Origin of the sequence: Amycolatopsis tolypomycina (genome assembly GCF_900105945.1) — a bacterium.
Taxonomy (GTDB): Bacteria; Actinomycetota; Actinomycetes; order Mycobacteriales; family Pseudonocardiaceae; genus Amycolatopsis; species Amycolatopsis tolypomycina.
This window is the reverse complement of the sequence record NZ_FNSO01000004.1, coordinates 451,941-472,052: the sequence shown is the minus strand read 5'-3', so window position 1 is coordinate 472,052 and position 20,112 is coordinate 451,941. Positions and strand designations below refer to the sequence as shown.

At 71.9% G+C, this 20,112-nt stretch carries 20 protein-coding genes and 1 tRNA gene; 3 read left to right on the top strand and 18 right to left on the bottom strand.

Annotation, left to right across the window (positions count from 1 at the left end):
• Positions 1-16 precede the first annotated feature (16 nt).
• The 18 genes from BLW76_RS12850 to BLW76_RS12765 all read right to left on the bottom strand — a co-directional run bounded on the left by BLW76_RS12850 (position 17) and on the right by BLW76_RS12765 (position 15,836).
• Positions 17-1,129 carry an XdhC family protein gene (locus tag BLW76_RS12850; RefSeq protein ID WP_091306593.1) on the bottom strand — a complete coding sequence of 371 codons (1,113 nt, stop codon included), beginning with the start codon at positions 1,127-1,129 and terminating at the stop codon, positions 17-19.
• Complete coding sequence (locus BLW76_RS12845) at positions 1,122-2,234, bottom strand: vWA domain-containing protein (RefSeq protein ID WP_091306590.1); 1,113 nt, start codon at positions 2,232-2,234, stop codon at positions 1,122-1,124. Before BLW76_RS12845 ends, BLW76_RS12850 begins: the two co-directional genes overlap by 8 nt.
• Positions 2,235-2,268: 34 nt before the next feature.
• Positions 2,269-2,345: transfer RNA gene (locus BLW76_RS12840), tRNA-Arg, on the bottom strand.
• Between the two features lie 268 nt (positions 2,346-2,613).
• Positions 2,614-3,483: an AAA family ATPase gene (locus BLW76_RS12835; protein WP_091306586.1), complete on the bottom strand. Its 870-nt coding sequence runs from the start codon at positions 3,481-3,483 to the stop codon at positions 2,614-2,616.
• A gap of 18 nt (positions 3,484-3,501) precedes the next feature.
• Positions 3,502-4,092, bottom strand: coding sequence for a nucleotidyltransferase family protein (locus BLW76_RS12830; protein WP_091306584.1), 591 nt, complete (start codon positions 4,090-4,092; stop codon positions 3,502-3,504).
• Positions 4,093-4,152: 60 nt separating this feature from the next.
• Entirely contained in the window at positions 4,153-4,986 is an 834-nt protein-coding gene (locus BLW76_RS12825) for an IclR family transcriptional regulator domain-containing protein (protein ID WP_091306582.1), read from the bottom strand.
• 10 nt (positions 4,987-4,996) lie between these two features.
• Positions 4,997-5,398 (bottom strand): 4-carboxymuconolactone decarboxylase, encoded by a 402-nt coding sequence (gene pcaC, locus BLW76_RS12820; protein ID WP_091306580.1) that lies wholly within the window; start codon positions 5,396-5,398, stop codon positions 4,997-4,999.
• Positions 5,395-6,171, bottom strand: coding sequence for a 3-oxoadipate enol-lactonase (gene pcaD, locus BLW76_RS12815; RefSeq protein ID WP_091306577.1), 777 nt, complete (start codon positions 6,169-6,171; stop codon positions 5,395-5,397). Before pcaD ends, pcaC begins: the two co-directional genes overlap by 4 nt.
• 4 nt (positions 6,172-6,175) lie before the next feature.
• The gene (gene pcaG, locus BLW76_RS12810) at positions 6,176-6,730 is read right to left on the bottom strand and encodes a protocatechuate 3,4-dioxygenase subunit alpha (RefSeq protein ID WP_091306576.1); all 555 of its coding nucleotides are present in this window, start codon (positions 6,728-6,730) and stop codon (positions 6,176-6,178) included.
• The gene (gene pcaH, locus BLW76_RS12805; protein WP_091306573.1) at positions 6,727-7,464 is read right to left on the bottom strand and encodes a protocatechuate 3,4-dioxygenase subunit beta; all 738 of its coding nucleotides are present in this window, start codon (positions 7,462-7,464) and stop codon (positions 6,727-6,729) included. Before pcaH ends, pcaG begins: the two co-directional genes overlap by 4 nt.
• Before the next feature lie 11 nt (positions 7,465-7,475).
• Complete coding sequence (locus BLW76_RS12800; protein ID WP_091306571.1) at positions 7,476-8,657, bottom strand: thiolase family protein; 1,182 nt, start codon at positions 8,655-8,657, stop codon at positions 7,476-7,478.
• Complete coding sequence (locus tag BLW76_RS12795) at positions 8,654-9,412, bottom strand: CoA-transferase subunit beta (protein WP_091306568.1); 759 nt, start codon at positions 9,410-9,412, stop codon at positions 8,654-8,656. The genes BLW76_RS12800 and BLW76_RS12795 overlap by 4 nt, the downstream gene beginning before the upstream one ends.
• Entirely contained in the window at positions 9,409-10,218 is an 810-nt protein-coding gene (locus BLW76_RS12790; protein WP_091306566.1) for a CoA transferase subunit A, read from the bottom strand. Before BLW76_RS12790 ends, BLW76_RS12795 begins: the two co-directional genes overlap by 4 nt.
• A gap of 111 nt (positions 10,219-10,329) precedes the next feature.
• Entirely contained in the window at positions 10,330-11,637 is a 1,308-nt protein-coding gene (locus BLW76_RS12785; protein WP_244170149.1) for a glycoside hydrolase family 27 protein, read from the bottom strand.
• A 24-nt stretch (positions 11,638-11,661) separates the two neighbouring features.
• Entirely contained in the window at positions 11,662-12,495 is an 834-nt protein-coding gene (locus tag BLW76_RS12780) for a carbohydrate ABC transporter permease (RefSeq protein WP_091306563.1), read from the bottom strand.
• Entirely contained in the window at positions 12,495-13,397 is a 903-nt protein-coding gene (locus BLW76_RS12775) for a carbohydrate ABC transporter permease (RefSeq protein ID WP_091306561.1), read from the bottom strand. The genes BLW76_RS12780 and BLW76_RS12775 overlap by 1 nt, the downstream gene beginning before the upstream one ends.
• Positions 13,394-14,656, bottom strand: coding sequence for an ABC transporter substrate-binding protein (locus tag BLW76_RS12770; RefSeq protein ID WP_091306557.1), 1,263 nt, complete (start codon positions 14,654-14,656; stop codon positions 13,394-13,396). The genes BLW76_RS12775 and BLW76_RS12770 overlap by 4 nt, the downstream gene beginning before the upstream one ends.
• A 10-nt stretch (positions 14,657-14,666) precedes the next feature.
• Positions 14,667-15,836: an ROK family protein gene (locus BLW76_RS12765; RefSeq protein WP_244170148.1), complete on the bottom strand. Its 1,170-nt coding sequence runs from the start codon at positions 15,834-15,836 to the stop codon at positions 14,667-14,669.
• 76 nt (positions 15,837-15,912) lie between these two features.
• Between BLW76_RS12765 and BLW76_RS12760 the strand changes: the two genes are divergently transcribed.
• The 3 genes from BLW76_RS12760 to BLW76_RS12750 are packed head-to-tail and all read left to right on the top strand — an operon-like array spanning position 15,913 to position 20,108.
• Entirely contained in the window at positions 15,913-18,018 is a 2,106-nt protein-coding gene (locus BLW76_RS12760) for an alpha-galactosidase (protein ID WP_091306552.1), read from the top strand.
• A 30-nt stretch (positions 18,019-18,048) separates the two neighbouring features.
• Positions 18,049-18,993, top strand: coding sequence for a 2-hydroxyacid dehydrogenase (locus tag BLW76_RS12755; RefSeq protein WP_091306550.1), 945 nt, complete (start codon positions 18,049-18,051; stop codon positions 18,991-18,993).
• Positions 18,990-20,108 (top strand): glycerate kinase, encoded by a 1,119-nt coding sequence (locus BLW76_RS12750; protein WP_091306549.1) that lies wholly within the window; start codon positions 18,990-18,992, stop codon positions 20,106-20,108. Before BLW76_RS12755 ends, BLW76_RS12750 begins: the two co-directional genes overlap by 4 nt.
• Positions 20,109-20,112 lie beyond the last annotated feature (4 nt).

The following is a 20,112-nucleotide window of genomic DNA, read 5'->3' as shown; positions in this document are numbered from 1 at the left end:
CGGCCACCTGGATCAGTCACCCGTGAATGCGTCCCGAGAGCTCGGCAAGGCGCTTGCCGCCGCCACCCCACCGCAGCGCGATGATCTCCGCCGCGATCGACACCGCCGTCTCCTCCGGCGTGCGCGCGCCGAGGTCGAGGCCGATCGGCGACGACAGCCTGTCCAGCTCCGCCTCGGTGATCCCGGCTTCGCGCAGGCGGGCGAAGCGGTCGTCGTGGGTCTTGCGGGACCCCATCGCGCCGACGTAGCCGACGTCCAGGCGCAGCGCGACCTCCAGCAGGGGGACGTCGAACTTCGGGTCGTGGGTGAGCACCGCGATCGCGGTGCGCCGGTCGATGCGCCCCGCCTCGGCCTCGGCCTTCAGGTAGCGGTGCGGCCAGTCGACGACGACGTCGTGCGCGTCCGGGAAGCGGCTGGTCGTGGCGAACACGGGACGCGCGTCGCACACCGTGACCTGGTAGCCGAGGTAGGCGCCCATGCGCGCCATCGCGGCGGCGAAGTCGATCGCGCCGAAGACCAGCAGCCGGGGCGGCGGCTCGAAGGAGTTGACGAACACCGCCATCCCCTCGCCGCGGCGCTGCCCGTCCGGGCCGTAGTGCAGGGTGCCGGTGCGGCCGCTGGCCAGCAGGCCGCGCGCGTCGTCGGCCACCGCGTCGTCCATCCGCGACGAGCCGAGGGAGCCGGCGGTGCGGTCCGGCCAGACGATCATGTGCTCGCCGACCAGGCCTTCGCGTTCGTGCTCGATGATCGTGACGACCGCGACCGGCTCCCCGCCGCGCACCGACTCGACGACCTCGCCGAGCTCCGGCATCGACTCGCGGTCGACATGCTCGACGTAGATGTCGATGATCCCGCCGCAGGTCAGGCCGACCGCGAAGGCGTCGTCGTCGGTGACGCCGTAGCGCTGCAGCACCGGCTTGCGCTCGGCGACGACCTCCTGCGCGAGTTCGTAGACCGCGCCTTCGACGCAGCCGCCGGACACGCTGCCGGCCACGGTCCCGTCCGGCGCCACGACCATCGCGGCGCCGGGCGCGCGCGGGGCCGAGGAGAAGGTGGCGACCACGGTGCCGAGCCCGACGGTCTCCCCCGCGGACCAGCGGCGGAACACGTCGTCCAGTACGTCACGCATCGGAAATCTCCCGGAGCAGTCGTTCCAAGGTGGCCAGGGTGTGCCCGGCCAGGAGCCGGTCGATGTGGGGCAGCGCGGCCACGATGCCCGACTGGACCGGAGCGTACCCCGCACGACCGGCGTGCGGATTGACCCAGAACACGGCGTGCGCGAGCCGCCGCAGCCGCGCGAGCTGCTCGCCGAGCAGGCCGGTGTCGCCGCGTTCCCAGCCGTCGGAGAACACGGTGACGACGGCGCGGCGCGCGACACCGCGCCGGCCCCAGCGGTCGAGGAACGCCTGGAGCGTCTCGCCGAGCCGGGTCCCGCCGGCGAAGTCCGGCACGGCCGAGCCCGCGGCGAGCATCGCGCGTTCCGGGTCGCGCTGCCGCAGCTGGCGCGAAACGCGGGTGAGCCGCGTGCCGAGGGTGAACACCTCGACGGACGGCGGCGCGGACCGCGTCAGGACGTGGGCGAACCGCAGCAGGGCGTCGGCGTACGGGCTCATCGAGCCGGAGACGTCGATGAGCAGCACCACCCGCCGCGGACGGCGGCCGCGCCGGGCGTGCACGAGCTTCAGGGGTTCGCCGCCGCCGGCCAGCATCGCGCGCAGCGTGCGCGACGGGTCGAGCCGCCCGCGCCGCGCCGGCGTCCGCCGGGCGGCCGCACGCTGCGGGAGCGCGGGTTTCAGCGTGGCCAGCAGCTCGCGGAGGTGTTCACGCTCGGCAGTGGTCAGTTCGGCGAGATCCCGGTGCCGCAGCACTTCCTGCGCGCTGGCCGCGACTTTCAGCTGGTCGTGGCCCGCCCCGCCGTCGGCGTCCCCGCCTTCGGCCTCGCCCAGCGGGGCGATCCTCGCCTGCTGGGGCGCGGCGGTTCTTGCGCGCCGCGGGGTGGTGGTCTCGATCGAAAACCACTGGCTGAAGGCCTCTTCGTAATACGGAAGGTCGTCGGGGCTGGAACAGAGGGTCAGCCGCCCGGCCCAGTAGAGCTGCGCGGGCTCGGCGACGTCGATCTCCGCGACGGCGGCGAGATAGGCCTGCACGCGCCGCGCATCGCAGGCCACACCGGCTTCGCGCAGCGCGGCGGCGAACCCGGCGTACCCGGCGACGGGATCGGCGGCGGTGGTCATGACTCCATTGTGCGCCTGTTCGCAGGGGCACTGCTGGCATCCCGGCGAGGAGTCGAACCTCGGACCTCGGCGTTCGTAGCGCCGCGCTCTGTCCTGCTGAGCTACCGGGACGGGGCGGCCTGCACGCGCCCCTCCCCGGGCGTGCGCAGACCGCGCTCTTCGCCGCGGCCGACCCAAGGTAGCGGCGGGTGGGCGCGAAGAGCCTTCGGAAAGAAACGGAATTCAGCGAACGGCGCAGGAGATCGCGCCGCATCGGTTCCGGTCTTGCCGTTCTTGCCGTCGGTTCACGATCTCCTCCTTTCGGGGTGGTGCTTGCTGTGCTGGGAAAAGCATGCCGCAGCCGCGCGGGCGGGGCAACGCAATTAACGGCCGCGCGCGGTCAGGCGAAGAGGGCGTCGAGTTTGGCTCGGACGCGGTCGAGGTCTTCGCTGTATTTCAGGACCGCGCCGAGGGTCCGGGCCGCGGTCGCCGCGTCCAGTTCGTCGCGCTGCAGGGCCAAAAGCGCCCTGGCCCAGTCGAGCGACTCCGCCACTCCCGGTGGTTTCAGCAGGTCCATTTCGCGCAGCCGGTGCACGGCTTCGGCGATCTGCCGGGCCAGCACTTCGCCGATTTGCGGAATCCGGCGGTGGAGGATCTTGATCTCGCGCGCCAGGTCCGGGTGTTCGAGCCAGTGGTAGAGGCAACGGCGTTTGAGCGCGTCGTGCACCTCGCGGGTGCGGTTCGAGGTGAGAACCACCAGCGGCGGCTGCGCGGCGCGGACTTCGCCGTACTCGGGGATGGTCACGGCGTGCTCGTCGAGCAGCTGCAGCAGGAAGGCTTCGAACTCGTCGTCGGCGCGGTCGATCTCGTCGACGAGCAGGACGCACGGGGCGTCGATCAGGGCCTGCAGCAGCGGCCGGGCCAGCAGGAACCGCTCGGTGTAGAGGGAGCGTTCCGCGGCCTCGACGTCGATCGGCCCGTTCCCGGCCGCCTCGAGGGCGCGCAGGTGCAGGAGCTGGCGCGGGAAGTCCCACTCGTAGAGGGCCTGGGCGGCATCGATGCCTTCGTGGCACTGGAGGCGGACGAGCGGCCGGTCCAGCGCGGCGGCCAGCGCGAGCGCGAGCGACGTCTTGCCGGTGCCGGGCTCGCCTTCGCAGAACAGCGGGCGGCCCATCCGCAGGGCGAGGAAGCCGGCGGTCGCGAGCCCGTCATCGGCGAGGTAACCGGTCGCGTCGAGCGCGGCGGCGAGTTCTTCGGGCGAGTCCGTCACGCTGCCGATCGTAGGTGTTCAGGCGGGCCCCGCCAGATCACCGGGGCGATCGACGTCCCGGCCGCTGCCGAGATCACCGCATTCGACCAGCGTCAGATCGTCGCGGCCGGCGAGCCAGTCGCGGGCACCGCGGTCGCCGCGGCTGCTTTTCGCGACGTCGCCCCACCACCGGCGGCCGAGCAGCACGGGGTGGCCGGGCACGCCGTCGTAGGCCGCGCGGGCGACGGTTTCGGGGGTGGCGAGGGCGGCGACGCGGGCGACGATGCCGGACCCGACCCAGGGCAGGTCGACGAGGTGGACGAGCGCCGCGACGTGCTCGGCCCCCTCGAGGGCGCCGAGGGCGGCGAGGCCGGCGCGCAGGGAGGCACCCATGCCGGTGGCCCAGTCTTCGGCCACGACGGCGTGGGCGGATTCGGGCAGCAGGGCACGGACCTCGTCGGCCGCAGCCCCGACGACGACATGCACGGGGCCGACCCCGGCGGCGGTCAGCGTGCGCAGGGCGCGGAGGACGAGCGGTTCATCGTCGACCTGGACGAGGGCTTTCGGACCGCCGAAGCGCCGGCCGGCACCCGCGGCGAGGAGGAGGCCGGCCACCGGCGGAACGGTCATACGGCGGCTCCGGAAGCGGCGAGCGGTGGCCGGGTGGGTCGGCGGGGTGGGTGGCGGTGCTCAGACACGGGCGCGGTTCGGGGCGGCGATGGCCATGTCCGCCTCGATGGCCCGGGCCGTCTCCAGCAACGGGGGCACGAGGTCCTCCCGCACCGACTCGGCCGTGGTGCGGCTGGCGTGCGTCGACAGGTTGACCGCTGCCACCACGCGGCCCGTGCGGTCGCGGATCGGGGCGGCCACCGAGCGGAGGCCTTCCTCCAGCTCCTGGTCGACCATGGCCCAGCCCTGGCCGGCCACCTTGGCCAGCTCGGCGCGCAGGCTCTGCGGGGCCGTCACCGTGCGTTCGGTCAGGCGGTCGAGGCTCGCCTGGACGAAGTACGCCGCCAGCTCGGCCTCGGCGAGCCCGGCGAGCAGGACGTGGCCCATCGACGTCGCGTGCGCCGGGAAGCGGGTGCCCACGTTGATGCTCACCGTCATGATGCGCGAGACCGCCACCCGCGCCACGTACACGATCTCGGTGCCTTCCAGCACCGACACCGAGCTCGACTCGTGCACGCGCGCGGACAGGTGCTCCAGGTGCGGCTGTGCCACTTCCGGCAGCGTCATGCTCGACAGGTACGCGTACCCCAGCTCCAGCACCCGGGCCGTCAGCGAGAAGTACTTGCCGTCCGTGCGGACGTAGCCGAGGTCGGTCAGCGTCAGGAGGAACCTCCGCGCCGCCGCGCGGGTGAGGCCCGTGGCGCGGGCGACGTCGCTCAGCGTCAGCTCGGCCGCGCCCGCGTGGAACGCCTTGATGACGGCCAGCCCGCGCTCCAGCGACTGCACGTGGTGGGCACCACGGTGCGCCGGCTCGCTGTCCAGCCGGACGTCCAACCCGGGCCTCGTCACGTCCATGTCCGGCACCTTATCCGGCGTCCCTCGGCACGGCGCTCGGCTCGCCGAGCTCGGCCAGGGTGCGCTGGGCGATGGCGAACGCCGCGTTCGCCGCCGGTGCTCCCGCGTAGACCGCCGTGTGCAGCAGGACCTCGCTGATCTCCGCCGCCGTCAGGCCGTTGCGGACCGCCGCCCGGACGTGCATCGCCAGCTCGTTGTGCGCGTGCAGCGCGGTGAGCGCCGCCAGCGTGACGCAGCTGCGCGTGCGGCGGTCCAGGCCTTCGCGGGCCCACACCGATCCCCACGCGCCCTCGGTGATGTAGTCCTGGAACGGGCGGCTGAACTCCGTGGTGCCCGCGACCGCGCGGTCGACGTGCTCGTCACCGAGCACCTCGCGCCGCACCTTCATGCCCTGCTCGTGGCGGTCCGTCACGCTCGCTCCAAGTGGTCCAGGATCAGCCGGGTGAACTCCCCCGGCCGCTCGTAGCTGCCCAGGTGCGCGGCGTCCGCCACGACCTCCAGCCGCGCGCCGGGGATGCCCTCGGCGATCGGCCGGGCGTGCTCGGCCGGCGCGGTCGCCGGGTCTTCCGCGCCCGCGATGACCAGTGTGGGCGCGGTGATCTTCGGCAGCAGGTCGAGCAGGTCCATCCGCTCGATCGCGCCGCAGCAGGCCGCGTAGCCCTCGGCCGGGACCGCCGCGATCATCGCCCGGAGGAACTCGGCCCGGTCCGGGTGACGCTCGCGATACCCCGGCGTCAGCCAGCGGCCCACGCCCGCCTCGGCCACCGCCGCGGTGCCCTCGGCGCGGACCGTGCGGGCCCGGTCGGCCCACATCGACGGTGGCCCGAGCCTCGCCGACGTGCAGCACAGCACCAGGCTCGCGATCCTCTCCGGCGCGTGGACGCCCAGCCACATCCCGGTCATGCCACCGAGCGACAGGCCCACGTGGTGCGCCCGTTCGACGCCGAGCTCGTCGAGCAGCGCGAGGACGTCGGCGCCCAGGTCTTCGAGCTCGTACGGACCCGGCGGGACCGGCGACGCGCCGTGCCCGCGCGTGTCGTACCGGACCACCCGGAACCCGCGCTCCACCAGCGGCGCGACCTGGGGTTCCCACATCCGCAGGTCGCTGCCGAGCGACCCGCCGAACACGACCACCGGCCCGTCGCGCGGGCCCTGCTCGACCCGATGCAGTTTCACGGCGCTCACGGCGTCACACCCGGAAGAAGACGGTCTCGCCGTCTCCCTGCAGCCGCACGTCGAAGCGGTAGCCGTCTGCGGTTTTCGCCGCGATCAGCGTGCCGCGCCGCTCCTCGGGGACCGTCGCCAGCACCGGGTCGGCCGAGTTGTCCTGGTCTTCGAAGTAGATCCGCGTGACGACCCGGTTGAGCAGACCGCGCGCGAACACCGAGACGTCGATGTGCCGGGCCTGCGTGGTGCCGCCTTCGCCGGGAACCACGCCCGGCAGCAGGGTCAAGATGCCGTAGGTGCCGTCGGCCTCCGTCGGGCAGCGGCCGAAGCCGCGGAACTCGCCGTTCGCCGCGCCGCGCGGGTCGTCCGGGTGACTGAAGCCGCCTTCCGGGTCGGCCTGCCAGGTCTCGATCATGGCGTCCGGGACCGGGTCGCCGTTGCCGTCGCGGACGGTGCCGCGGATCCAGAACGCGCCGGGCGTGCCCTCGGGCACGACGTGCGGGCCGTCGGGCCAGGGCAGCCCGATCGACAGGTACGGGCCGACGGTCTGCGAAGGGGTGGGCAGCAGCTTGGTCATTCGTCCTCGTCCTCTTCCTCTTCGAACACCGACGCGTCGCGCCCGCGCAGCACGATGTCGAACTGGAACCCGAGCGCCCACTCGGCCTGCGTGACGTCGTGGTCGTAGCGGGAGACCATCCGCTGCCGGGCCTTCTCGTCCGGGATCGAGTTGAAGATCGGGTCCTGGGAGAACAGCGGGTCGTCCGGGAAGTACATCTGGGTGACCAGCCGCTGGGTGAACGCCGAGCCGAACACCGAGAAGTGGATGTGCGCCGGGCGCCAGGCGTTGTCGTGGTTCTTCCACGGGTACGCGCCGGGCTTGATGGTGGTGAAGGTGTAGCGGCCGTCGCTGTCGGTCAGGGTGCGGCCGACGCCGTCGAAGTTCGGGTCGAGCGGGGACGGCCAGCGGTCGCCGGTGTGCCGGTAGCGGCCGCCCGCGTTCGCCTGCCAGATCTCGACGAGGGAATCGCGCACCGGACGGCCGTCGCCGTCGAGCAGCCGCCCGGTGACGATGATGCGCTGGCCCTGTGGTTCGCCGGCGTGCTGCCGGGTGAGGTCGTTGTCGTGCTCGCCGAGGCGGCCGGGGCCGAGCAGCGGGCCGGTGACCTCGGTCAGCATCTGCGGGAGCAGGACGAGCTCCTGCTTCGGGTGGCGCAGGGCCGTGGAGCGGTAGCCGCTGGAGTCGAGCGGCGGGTGGGTGCCTTCGGGGTCTTCCCCGTAGCGCGGCAGCCTGAATTCGGTCGGAGTGGCCACGGTTTTCTCCTTTACCGGCCTTCGAGGACGACGGCGAGGCCCTGGCCGACGCCGATGCAGATGGCGGCGAGGCCCCAGCCACCGCCGCGGCGGTGCAGGTCGTGCGCCAGGGTGCCGAGGATCCGGCCGCCGGACGCGCCGAGCGGGTGCCCGATGGCGATGGCGCCGCCGTGGGTGTTGACGATCTCCGGGTCGAGGTCCTTCCAGTCGCGCAGGCAGGCCAGTGACTGCGCGGCGAAGGCCTCGTTGAGCTCGACCGCGGCCAGGTCGCCCCAGCCGATGCCGGCGCGTTCGAGGGCGATCTCGGCCGCGCGCACCGGGCCGATGCCGAAGACGTCCGGGTCGACGCCCGCCGCGCCGCGCCCGGCGATCCGGGCCAGCGGGGCCTTGCCCAGACGGCCCGCGGCGGCTTCGTCGCCGAGGAGCAGCGCCGAGGCGCCGTCGTTGAGCGGGGAGGCGTTGCCCGCGGTGACGGTGCCGTTTTCCTTGCGGAAGACGGGCTTCAGCTTGGCGAGCTTTTCGGGGCTGGAGTCCGGGCGGATGCCTTCGTCGCGGGTCAGGTCGACGCCCTCGACCGGGACGACCAGGTCGTCGTAGAAGCCTTCGTCCCACGCCTTGGCGGCGGTGACGTGGCTGCGGGCGGCGAAGGCGTCCTGCTCGTCGCGGCCGATGCCATAGCGCTCGGCGAGCTGCTCGGTGGACTCGCCGAGGGAGACCGTCCACTGCGCGGGCATCGCCGGGTTGACCATGCGCCAGCCGAGCGCGGTGTTGTAGAGGGTCTGGTTGCCGGCCGGGAACGCCTTCTCCGGCTTCGGCATGACCAGCGGGGAACGGGTCATGGACTCGACGCCGCCCGCGACGACGAGGGAGGCGTCGCCGGTCTGGATCGCGCGGCTGGCCTGGATCGCCGCGTCGAGGCCGGAGCCGCAGAGGCGGTTGACCGTGCTGCCGGGGACGGTGGTGGGCCAGCCGGCGAGGAGGGTGGCCATGCGGGCCACGTTGCGGTTGTCCTCGCCCGCGCCGTTGGCGTCGCCGAGGGTGACTTCGTCCACTGTGGACGGGTCCAGATCGTTGCGCTGCGCCAGAGCGCGCAGGACCCCGGCCGCCAGGTCGTCCGGGCGGACGCCGGCCAGTGCGCCGCCGTAACGGCCGAACGGGGTGCGGATCGCGTCGAGGATGTAGACGTCGGTCATGCGCTTGCCTTCTCCAGGTCTCGCAGGAGGGTCAGCTCCTGCGCCGTGGGGGCCGGGGTGGTCTCGAGGTCTTCGGACACCTTCAGTTTCCACCCCGTGGCCGCGATGGCGCTGTCGAGGTCCACGCCGGGGTGCAGCTGCGTCAACGTCAGCTCCGCCGTGTCCGGGTCGGGGCGCAGCAGGCCCAGGTCCGTCACCACCAGCGTGGGGCCGCGGCCGGGGAGGCCGAGGCGCTCGCGGTCGCCCTTGCCCGAGCCGTGGCCGAAGGACGTCACGAAGTCGACCTTCTCCACGAACGCCCGGGGGTTCTGGCGCAGCACGATGAACACCTCGCCGCAGGAGGCCGCGATCTCCGGGGCACCGCCGGCGCCGGGCAACCTGACCTTCGGGTCGTGGTAGTCCGAGCCGATCACCGTGGTGTTGATGTTGCCGAACTTGTCGAGCTGGGCCGCGCCGAGGAAGCCCACGTCGATGCGGCCCGGCTGGAGCCAGTAGTTGAACACCTCCGGCACGCTGATCACCGCGTCCGCCGTGTCGGCGAGCTCGCCGTCGCCGATGGAGAGCGGCAGCCTCGACGGCTTGGCGCCCAGGCAACCGGATTCGTAGATCAGGGTGAGGTTCGGGGCGTGCGCCCGGCGGGCGAGGTTCGCCGCCTTGCTCGGGAGGCCGATGCCGACGAAGCACGACATGCCGTCGCCGAGGGCGCGGGCCGCCGCGACGCTCATCATCTCGTCGGCCGAGTACTGGACGCTCATGCCTTCACCCCGGTCAGCTCGTTCAACCACTTCGTGAACTCTTCGCGGTCGCGGCCCACCTCGTCCCACGCCTGGTACGCCGCGTTGTCCCGCTCGTAGTACCCCGCCGCGTACGACGGCTTCGCGCCGCCCGGGACCTCGGCCACCGCCGTGACCACCCACGCCGGGAGGACCACCGCACCCGGCCTGGGTTCCAGTTCGTCGACGATCTCCTCGACCGTGACGATCGAGCGCTTCGCCGCCAGCACCGCCTCCTTCTGGACGCCGGTGATGCCCCACATCTGCACGTTGCCTGCGCGGTCGGCGCGCTGCGCGTGGACGATCGTGACGTCCGGGTTCAGCGCCGGGACCGCCGTGAGCTTCTCGCCGGTGAACGGGCAGGTGATCGGCTTGATCGTGGCCGTCTGTGCCGGCAGGTCGGTGCCGGTGTAGCCGCGCAGCACCGCGAACGGCAGGCCGGACGCGCCGGCCACGTACCGGTTCGCCATGCCGGCGTGACTGTGTTCCTCGATCTCCAGTGGCACGGGCCAGTCGTGCTGGACGGCGTCGCGGAAGCGGTGCAGCGAGCCGACCCCCGGGTTGCCGCCCCAGGAAAAGATCAGCTTGCGTGCGCAGCCCGCGCCGATGAGCTGGTCGTAGACGATGTCGGGGGTCATCCGCACCAGCGTGAGATCCCGCCGGCGTTGCCGGATGATCTCGTGCCCGGCCGCGACCGGGATGAGGTGCGTGAAGCCCTCGAGCGCGACGGTGTCACCGTCGTGCACCAGCCGGGCCACGGCCTCCTCCAGCGACAGCACCTCCGCCATCACACCCTCCGAACTGTTCGCATCACGCACACTCGTTCTGCCAGCGAACATAGCACGGAGACCGCGCGCCCGGCCAGACGTCTTCCACCCAATGGATGACGCGCGCGGAGTTCAGCCGATCCGGACCAGCCGCGAGCCGTGCGGCGGTACGGCGGCCGCCGTCCACGAGCCGCGGAACCGCCCGAGGTCCTTCCGCGCGACCAGGTCACGCACCGGCCGCGCCCCCGGAATCCCCAGGTCCACGGTGATGTCCGCGGGCGTGGCACCCAGGTTGTAGACGGCCGCGTACCACCGCCCGTCCGGCGCGCGCTTCTTCCACACCTGCAGGTCGCCGCCGCGGACGCGGGTCGGATAAGTACCCGCGTGGTCGACCGCGATGACCTCGGGGTTCGTCAGGATCGACACCGCGGAGGCGTCCAGGAAATAAATGTCTCCCCCGACGTACAACGGCGAAGAAGCCATGGACCAGAACGTCATCACGCTCTGCCGCTCGACGTCGGAGATCCCGTCCTGGATGCCGCTGCCGGTGTTGTTGCTGATCGGCATCGAGTCGAGGTCCGGCCGGTACTGCGGCCCGAACACGCCCAGCCAGCCCGGCAGGTCCGCCCAGCGCGCCTTCACCGAGCTGTCCCAGGTGGACACCGTCTCGCAGTAGCACTCGATGTCCGTGTCGACGCGCACGCCGTTGGCGTAAGGCGCAAGAGCGGCACCGATGGACCGCGGCACGGGCCACGCGCTCGCCGTCAGCCACATCGGCCGCCGCGAGTGGTCGATCGCGGCCGACCACGCCGCGATGTCCGCGACGTTGTCCGCGGTCGTCCCGTCGACCTTGACGAAGTCGACGCCCCAGGAAGCGAAGCGCGCCACGATCGAGTCGTAGTACTTTTGCGCGCACGGGTTCGTGAAGTCGACCTTCCAGTTGCCGCCCCAGCCGTTCGACGGCGTCAGCGGCCGGTACGCGATGTCCTGCGCGCGGCACGACGTCCCCAGGATCGGCGCGTTCTTGTCGTAGACCTCCTTTTCCAGGCCCGTGACCGCGTACAGGCCGAGCTTGAGCCCCAGCGAGTGGACGTACGAAGCCAGCGCCGGGATCCCGGACGGGAAGCGCGTCGGATCGGGGTCGGGGATGCCGTTGACGTCGGTGTGGAAGACCCAGGACTGCGAAGCGTTCCAGCCCGAGTCGATGTTGACGTAGGTGTAGCCGGCGGATTTGAGCTTCGAAGCCATGGCCGAAGCCGCGTCACGGATGTGTGACTCGTTCAGCCACGAAGTGCCGTAACCCGCGCGGGTCGACGACTCGAGGCTCCAGCTGCTCCAGCCCATGAACGGCTTGACGAACGGCGTCCGCGCGCCGGCCGGGGCGACCACCACGGAAAGGAAGGCGAGCACAGCAATGACAACGAAAAGGAGGCGCTTCATCGAACACTCCTCGATAGGGGGGACCTACTCCTTGAGCCCGCTCGCCGCGATGCCGCGGACGATGAACCGCTGGGCGACCAGGAACATCGCGACCAGCGGCGCGATGGTGACCAGAGCACCGGCGAACAGCGCCGGCAGGTTGACCGACTGCGCGGTCAGGAACGTCGAAAGCGCGATCTGCGCTGTCCACGACGACGGGTCCTGCCCGATGACCAGCGGCCACAGGAACGCGTTCCAGCTTTCGATGAACATCAGCGCCCCGAGCGAGGCGATCATGCTCCCCGAGTTCGGCAGCACGAGCCGCCGGTAGACGCCGAGGTAGCCGAGCCCGTCGAGCCGCCCGGCCTCCTCGATCTCGGCCGGGAACCGCAGGTAGAAGTTGCGGAAGAGGATCACGGTGAACGCGCTGAACAGGTTCGGCGCGATGATGCCCCACTCGGTGTTGACCCCGCCCATCGAGCCGACGACGACGAACGTGGGCACGAACGTCACCGACTGCGGGATCATCAACGTGACCAGCACGTACGTGAACACGACACGCCGCCCGGGGACGTTGATCCGGGCCAGCGCGTAGCCCGCCATCGAGCCGAACAGCGTGCCGACCGGCGCGGTGATTCCAGCGACCAGGAACGAGTTCCACAACGAGTGCGCCATCGGCACCGAGGCGTCGGCGAACAGATCGCCGAAGTTGACCCACGACAGCGGGTCCGGCAGCCACGACCAGTCCGGCGAGCCGACCTGCTGCCGCGTCATCAGCGCGTTGCGCAGCATGATGTAGAACGGCAGCAGGAAGATCAGCGAAAGCACCGACGCCAGGACGTACTTCGGCGCCTTGCGAGACGCGGTCAGGACGGCCATCAGTCCTTCTTCCCGAAGCCGGCGAACCGGCCCTGCACCAGCGTGATCACCACGATGATCACCGTCAGCAGGAACGCCCCCGCCGAGCCGACGCCGTAGTTCTGGTCGCCGAGCGCGGAGTCGTAGAGGTAGACCAGCGGCGGCTTCACCGGCGCGGTCGCGGTGCCGGAAAGGCCGGTGCCGAACAGGTTGTAGAACTCGTCGAACGCCTGGAAGGCGGCGATGAGAATGAGCAGCAGCACCGCGACGGACGTGTTCCGCAGCTGTGGCAGCGTGAGGTACCGGAACGCCTGCCACTTCGTCGTGCCGTCCAGCTCACCGGCCTCGTACAACGACGGCGAGATCGCCTGCAGCCCGGCCAGGAACAGGATCATGTACAGCCCGACCTGCAGCCACAGCCGCAGCGTGACAACCGCGACCCAGTACAGCGGCGGGCTCGTCGTCGACAGCCACGGCACCGGGTCGGCGCCGAACAGCCCGCCGACGACGTTCGCGACGCCGGACGGCAACCCGTTGAACAGCGCCATCTTCCACACCAGGGCCGCGACGACGTACGACACCGCGGCCGGGATGAGGAACACCGTGCGGAAGAACGCCTTGCCGCGCTTGATGCTGTTGATCAGCACCGCGAGACCGAGCGAAGCGACGAAGGTGATCGGCACGATGAAGACGGTGAAGATCGCGATCGTCGACAACGATGTCAGGAACGCGTCGTCGGCCAACAGGAACGCGTAGTTGTCGAAGCCGATCCAGCTCCCGAGCGTGATGGTGCCGCGGGCGTCGTTGAAGCTGAGCAGGAAGCTCCAGCCGATCGCGACGTACTTGAACAGCCCCAGCCCGAGCACCACCGGCCCGGTGAGCGCCGCGAACGCGCCGATCGCCTGCCAGTCGCGCCGCCTCATGCCAGCTGCTTGTCGACTTCGGCCTGCGCCTTCTTCGCCGCGTCGGCCAGTTCCGCGGCCGGGTCGGCCTTCCCGTTCGCGATCTTCGTCGCGGCCTGCAGGAACAGCGTCGCCGACGCCTTGTTCCACAGCCCCGAGTAGGACTTGCCGAACTGCTGCGAGATCGTCACGGCGTCCTTCGCGGGCCCGCTGGAGAACTCGGTGGTCCGCGCCGCGACCGGCTTGCGGGCCGGGATGTGGAAGCCGTACTTGACGCACCAGTCCTTCTGCAGGTCGGCGTTCTTGATCCACAGCCAGTCGATGTACTTCAGGGCGGCTGCGACATTCTGGCTTTTGGCGTTCGCCAGCTGGTACCAGCCGCCGACGCGCGCGACCTGCTTGCCCGCGTCGCCGAACTTCGGCCACGCGACGACGCCGAAGTCCTCACCCAGTGCCTTCTTGATGTCCGGCAGCGACCACAGGCCACCCCACTGCATGGCGGTGGCGCCGTTGGCGAACGCGCCGGGGTCGGACCAGTCGGTCGGGTAGCCCTGGAGGAGGCCGCCGGTGTCGTGCAGCTGCTTGAGGCCGCCGATCGCGGCGATCGCCTCGGGCGAGGCGAAGGCGACCTTCTTGCCGCTGGAGTCGAAGAAGTCCCCGCCGGACGACCACAGCAGCAGTGTCGCCGCTTCGCCGACGCCGTCGGTGCCGACGTACAGGCCCTTCTGCTTGCCGGTGTTGAGCTTCCGCGTCGCCTCCAGGAGCTCGGCGAACGTCTGCGGCGGCTGGACGCCGGCGGCCTGCAGCGCGCTCTTGCGGTAGTAGAGCATCATGACGTCGTCGATCATCTTGACGCCGTAGACCTTGCCGTCGACGGTGACGGTGTCCAGCGCGGCCGGGCTGAAGTCGGCCTTGACCGGGTTGACAACGTCGTCAAGCGGCGCGAGCAGGCCGTTCTTGACGTTCTGGTAGCGGAAGTCGCCCAGCTCGAACAGGTCCGGCGCCTGCGCGGTGAGCATCGCCGAGTTCAGCTTGGTCTCGTAGTCGCCGGCGATCCAGCTGACGTTGATCGCGATGTCCGGGTTGGCCTTGGTGAACTCCTGCGCGTACCGCTGGACCGCCTGCTGCGTCCCGGATTCGCCGTACGCGTGGTACCACTGCTGCAGCGTGACCTTCGCCCCCGAAGAGGCGTTCTTCTTCAACGGGTCCGAAGTGCAGCCCGCGAGGGCCGCTCCCCCGGCGAAGAGGACGGACCCGACCAGGAAGCTTCGGCGATTCATGGGGGACTCCTTAGACGCTCTCGGCGACGAAAAGACTTTGGATGGCGACGGCGGCCGCGCCCCGCGCCCACTCCTCGAACGGCAGCGGCCGGATCACCAGGCCGCACCGGGCCGCGCTGCCGAACGCCTGGACCGCGAAGGTCCGGCGGATCTGCTCCTCGAACAGGTCGTAGGTGGCGACGCCCTCGCCCGAGACGACCACCCGTTCCGGGCCGAACAGGTTGACCAGCGCGGCCAGCCCCAGCCCGATCGCGTGGCCCGCGGCGGCGAAGACCTCCCGCAGCGGCTCGTCGCCGCCACGGGCACGGGTCACGGCGTCATCCATGGTCAGGGCGGGTTCGCCGGTGACCTGCCGGGCGCGGGTCACGATCGCTTCCGTGGACGCGATCGCCTCGACGCAGCCCCGCCCGCCGCAGTGGCAGGGCGGCCCGCCGTCGGCGACCGGGACGTGGCCGATCTCCCCGGCGACGCCGTGGGCGCCGCGGACGAGCCCGCCGCCCACCACGAGCGCGCTGCCGATGCCGGTACCCACGGTGACCAGCGCGAACGACGACGCCCCGACCCCTTCCCCGAACCACTGCTCGGCGACGGCGAGGGCCTTGACGTCGTTTTCGAGGGTCACGGTCAGCCCGGTGGCCTCTTCCAGCAGGGCGGCCAGGGGCACGTCCCGCCAGCCGAGGAACGGCGAGTACCGGACGACGCCGGACGAGCGGTCGACGTCGCCGGACACCGCGACGCCCAGGCAGTAGGCGCGCTCGCGGAGGTCGCCGGAGAGCACCTCCCCGACGAGGTCGGCCAGCGCGCGGACGACGTGGCCGACGTCGTGGCCGGTCAGGGCGTGGTGGGCGCTGGCCCGGACGTCGGCGCGCAGGTCGGTGACCACGCCGATCAGGTCGTCGCCGGTGATCTTGACGCCGACGAAGTACTCGCGGTCCGGCCGGATCGCCAGCGGGTTCGCCGGGCGGCCGGCACCCGGAGCCGTCCGGCCGCCGGAGGCGAGTTCTTCGAGGTAGCCGGCCTCGATGAACGGCCGGGCCGCCTTGGTGACCGCCGCCGAGGAGAGCCCGGTGCGGCGGGCGACGTCGACCCGCGACACCGGCCCCTCGGTCAGGACCGTGGTGAACACGGTCGCCGCCGCGGGACTGGTGATCGGCGCCCTTGCCGGTGCACTGCGAGGCATGGCCGGAAGACTAGGGAGATTTAATTAACTTCGTCAAGAATTTATTTTTGCGCTGGTCAGCTCTACGCTGTCGGGCATGTCGCTCGTCGAACACGACCCCGCGCGCCGGCTCTGGCTGCTGCGCACCCCCGAGAGCTCGTACGCCTTCCGGCTGGACGCCGACGACCGCCCGCGGCACGTCCACTGGGGCCCGCCGCTGACCCTGGCGCAGGCCGCGCAGGCCGCGCAGGTCGCCGCGCGCCGCAACCCGGCCGACAGCAGCTTCGACGAGCCCGGCGACGAGCGGCAGGAACTCCCGGCCGAAGGCGGCGCGTTCTTCGGCGTCGCGGCACTGGCCGTGCGGTACGCCGACGGCACTTCGGCGCTCGAGTGGCGCTACGACGGCTTCGCGCTCGAAGACGACACGCTCGTCGTCCGGCTCGTGGACCGGCACTACCCCCTCGAACTGTCCCTGCACTACCGCGTCCGCGGCGACGTCGTCGAGCGCTGGACGTCGCTGCGGCACACCGGCTCCGGAGAGCCGATCGCCTTGCTGCGCACGGATTCCGCGTCGTGGACACTCCCCCGGCGCGACGGCGCGCGGCTGAGCCACACCTCCGGCGCGTGGAACGCCGAGTACACCGTGCTGCGGGAACCGCTGCCGGTCGGCGAAACCACCCTCACCAGCCGTCGCGGCGCCTCCAGCCACCAGGTCAACCCGTGGGTCATGCTCGATGCGGGCGACGCGACGGAGACGTCCGGCGAGGTCTGGAGCAGTGCGCTGGCGTGGAGCGGGAGCTGGCGGATCACGGTGGAACGCACGCACACCGGCCGCGTCACGTGGACCGGCGGGTTCGGGCACGACCACGTCAGCTGGCGGCTGCAGCCGGGCGAGACGTGGGAGACGCCGGTGTTCGCCGGGCTCTACGCGGCCGACGGCTTCGGCGGCACCAGCCGGCGGTGGCACGCGTACGTCCGCGAGTTCGTGCAGCCGCATCCGAGCGAGCTGCGGCCGATCGTCTACAACTCCTGGGAAGCGACCGGCTGGGACGTCGACGAGCAGACCGAGACCGAACTCGCCGCGGCGGCCGCGAAGCTGGGCGCGGAACTGTTCGTCATGGACGACGGCTGGTTCGGCGCGCGCACCGGCGACTCGGCCGGGCTCGGCGACTGGATCGCCAACGACCAGCGCTTCCCGCGCGGGTTGCGGCCACTGGCCGACGCCGTCCACGCGCACGGGATGCAGTTCGGGCTGTGGGTCGAACCGGAGATGGTCAACCCGGACAGCGACCTCTACCGCGCGCACCCGGACTGGGTGCTGCACATGGCGAACCGGTCGCGGACGACGTTGCGCAACCAGCTGGTGCTGAACTTCGCGCGTCCCGACGTCGCGGACTGGGCGCACAAGTGGCTCGACCGGCTGGTCGGCGAGCACGGCATCGACTACCTCAAGTGGGACATGAACCGCGCGTTCACCGAGGCGGGCTGGCCCGAGGCCGGACCGGACGCGCAGCGGCTGTGGGTCGGGCACATCCGGGCGGTGTACGCGATCCTGGACCGGCTGCGCGCCGACCACCCGCAGCTGCGGATCCAGGGCTGCGCGGGCGGCGGCGGGCGCACCGACCTGGGAATCCTCGCCCGCACCGACGAGATCTGGGCGTCGGACAACACCGACGCCGCCGACCGGATCACCATCCAGCACGGCTACGGCCAGATCTACCCGCCGGGCACGATGTCGGCCTGGGTCACCGACAGTCCCAACCCGGCCACGCGGCGGGAGGCGCCGCTGAGCTTCCGGTTCCACGTGGCGATGGCCGGCGTGCTCGGCCTCGGCGGCGACCTGCCGCGCTGGACACCGGACGAACTCGCCGAAGCGGCGTCGCTCGTGGCGCTGTACAAGGAGATCCGGCCCGTCGTGCAGCACGGCACGCAGTACCGGCTGGCGGATCCGGCGGTCTCGGCGCTGACGGCGGTGCAGTACGTGCTCGGCGATTCCGCGGTCGTCTTCTTCTGGCGGCGGCCCACGGAGTTCGCGCGGCCGTTCACGCCGCCGCGGCTCGCGGGGCTCGATCCGGCGGGGCGGTACCGCGATCAGGACGGCGTCGAGCACCACGGGGCGGTGTTGCTAAGCCACGGGTTGGACATTGATTTTCCCGGCAGCGGGTACGCCAGTGCGGTGGTGCGGCTGACGCGCGTGGGCTGAATTGTCGGTGGGGTGCCCTAGGCTGTCGTCGTGGCCAAGATCGCGGTGACCCGATGGATTCCCGACGACGCGGTGAAGCTCCTCGCCGAGGCAGGCGACGTGGAGGTCTCCCCCGCCGATCGTCCGCTGACGCCTGCGGAACTGCACGAGCTCGTCCGCGGCGCGTCGGCGGTCGTGGGCATGCTGCACGACCGGCTCGACGGCGCGCTGGCCGACGCCGCCGGGCCGCAGCTGAAGGTGGTCGCGAACGTCGCCGTCGGGTACGACAACGTCGACGTCCCGGCGCTGGCTTCGCGCGGCATCGTCGTCACGAACACCCCGGGCGTGCTCACCGACGCGACCGCCGACCTCGCCTTCGGGCTGCTGCTCGCCGTCACCCGGCGGCTCGGCGAAGGTGAACGGCTGCTGCGTTCGCGCACGCCGTGGTCGTTCCACCTCGGCTTCCTGCTCGGCGCCGGGCTGCAGGGCAAGACGCTGGGCGTCGTCGGGTTCGGGCAGATCGGGCAGGCGATGGCTCGCCGGGCGGCGGCGTTCGGGATGTCGGTCGTCTACTCCGGACGGTCCAAAAAGGACACCGAAGCCGAGTACGTGTCGTTCGAGGAGCTGCTGGCGCGCGCGGACGTCGTCTCGCTGCACTGCCCGCTCACGCCCGAAACAAGGCACCTCATCGACGCCGCGGCGTTGCGGGCCATGAAACCGGGCGCGTACCTGGTGAACACGACCCGCGGCCCGGTCGTCGACGAGGCCGCGCTGGCCGACGCGCTGGAAGCCGGGGAGATCGCCGGCGCCGCGCTCGACGTGTTCGAGAAGGAGCCCGAGGTCGAGCCGCGGCTGCTCGGCCGGGACGACGTCGTGCTCAGCCCGCACCTGGGCTCGGCGACGGTCGAGACCCGCACCGCGATGGCCGTGCTGGCCGCGCGCAACGTCGCGGCGGTGCTCGCCGGGCGTCCCCCGCTGACGGAGGTGAAGCCGTGACCCGTGTCGTCATCGCGCCCGACAAGTTCAAGGGCAGTCTCACCGCGGTCGAGGCCGCGGAGGCCATCGCGCTCGGCGTGCGGGATGCCTTGCCGGACGCGGAAATCGTCACCTGCCCGGTCGCCGACGGCGGCGAAGGCACCCTCGACGTCCTGGAGGCGGCGGGCGCGCGGATCGTGCGGATGACGGTCCGCGGGCCGCTCGAAGAGCCGGTCCAGGCGCGGTACGCGGTGCTGGACGGCACGGCGTACATCGAGTCGGCGCGCGCGTGCGGGATCGAATTCGTCGAACCGTCCCCGGCGGTGGCGTTGGCCGCGCACACCTGGGGTGTCGGCGAACTGCTGGCGGACGCGTTGGTGCACGGCGCGAAGCGGCTCGTGCTCACGGTCGGCGGCACGGCCAGCACCGACGGCGGCGCCGGGATGCTGGGGGCGCTGGGCGCCGGCGTGCTCGACGCGTTCGGCGCGCCGGTCGGCCTGGGCGGCGGCACGCTGGCGCGGGTGGCGTCGACGGAGCTGGCACCGGTGCGGGAGCGGCTGCACGGGGTGAGCGTGGCGGTCGCGACCGACGTGACGAACCCGTTGCTGGGCCCGAACGGCGCGGCGGCGGTGTTCGGGCCGCAGAAGGGCGCCGGCCCCGAGGAGGTGGCGCTGCTCGACGACGCGCTGGGGCGGTGGGCGCACGCGCTGCAGGCGGGCGGCGCGCCGGACGTCGCGCAGGTGCCGGGGTCGGGCGCCGGTGGCGGTGTGGCGGCGGCGGCGATCGCTCTCGGTGCGTCGGTCGAGTCCGGCTTCGACCTGATCGCGGGACTGACCGGGGTCGACGCGGCGCTGGAGGGCGCGGATCTGGTGATCACGGGCGAGGGATCGCTCGACGAGCAGAGCCTGAACGGCAAGGCACCGGCGGGCATCGCCGACCGGGCGCGGCCGCGCGGGGTGCCGTTGCTGGCGCTGGCGGGCCGGATCCAGCTGGATGCGGCCGGCCTGGCGCGGCTGGGGGTGGTGGGGAGCAGCGCGCTGATCGACCACGCGCCGTCACTCGACCACGCCCGGAGCCATGCGGCGGAGCTGCTGCGTGAGCGGGCGGCGGCGGTGGTGCGCGCCTGGTCCCGCTGACGAA

Excerpts from the sequence above, each read along its gene's own strand:
- BLW76_RS12850 (WP_091306593.1), bottom strand. The coding sequence starts at position 1,129 with ATGCGTGACGTACTGGACGACGTGTTCCGCCGCTGGTCCGCGGGGGAG.
- BLW76_RS12845 (WP_091306590.1), bottom strand. The coding sequence starts at position 2,234 with ATGACCACCGCCGCCGATCCCGTCGCCGGGTACGCCGGGTTCGCCGCC.
- BLW76_RS12830 (WP_091306584.1), bottom strand. The coding sequence starts at position 4,092 with ATGACCGTTCCGCCGGTGGCCGGCCTCCTCCTCGCCGCGGGTGCCGGC.
- BLW76_RS12825 (WP_091306582.1), bottom strand. The coding sequence starts at position 4,986 with ATGGACGTGACGAGGCCCGGGTTGGACGTCCGGCTGGACAGCGAGCCG.
- pcaG (WP_091306576.1), bottom strand. The coding sequence starts at position 6,730 with ATGACCAAGCTGCTGCCCACCCCTTCGCAGACCGTCGGCCCGTACCTG.
- BLW76_RS12800 (WP_091306571.1), bottom strand. The coding sequence starts at position 8,657 with ATGACCGACGTCTACATCCTCGACGCGATCCGCACCCCGTTCGGCCGT.
- BLW76_RS12795 (WP_091306568.1), bottom strand. The coding sequence starts at position 9,412 with ATGAGCGTCCAGTACTCGGCCGACGAGATGATGAGCGTCGCGGCGGCC.
- BLW76_RS12790 (WP_091306566.1), bottom strand. The coding sequence starts at position 10,218 with ATGGCGGAGGTGCTGTCGCTGGAGGAGGCCGTGGCCCGGCTGGTGCAC.
- BLW76_RS12785 (WP_244170149.1), bottom strand. The coding sequence starts at position 11,637 with ATGAAGCGCCTCCTTTTCGTTGTCATTGCTGTGCTCGCCTTCCTTTCC.
- BLW76_RS12780 (WP_091306563.1), bottom strand. The coding sequence starts at position 12,495 with ATGGCCGTCCTGACCGCGTCTCGCAAGGCGCCGAAGTACGTCCTGGCG.
- BLW76_RS12775 (WP_091306561.1), bottom strand. The coding sequence starts at position 13,397 with ATGAGGCGGCGCGACTGGCAGGCGATCGGCGCGTTCGCGGCGCTCACC.
- BLW76_RS12770 (WP_091306557.1), bottom strand. The coding sequence starts at position 14,656 with ATGAATCGCCGAAGCTTCCTGGTCGGGTCCGTCCTCTTCGCCGGGGGA.
- BLW76_RS12765 (WP_244170148.1), bottom strand. The coding sequence starts at position 15,836 with ATGCCTCGCAGTGCACCGGCAAGGGCGCCGATCACCAGTCCCGCGGCG.
- BLW76_RS12760 (WP_091306552.1), top strand. The coding sequence starts at position 15,913 with ATGTCGCTCGTCGAACACGACCCCGCGCGCCGGCTCTGGCTGCTGCGC.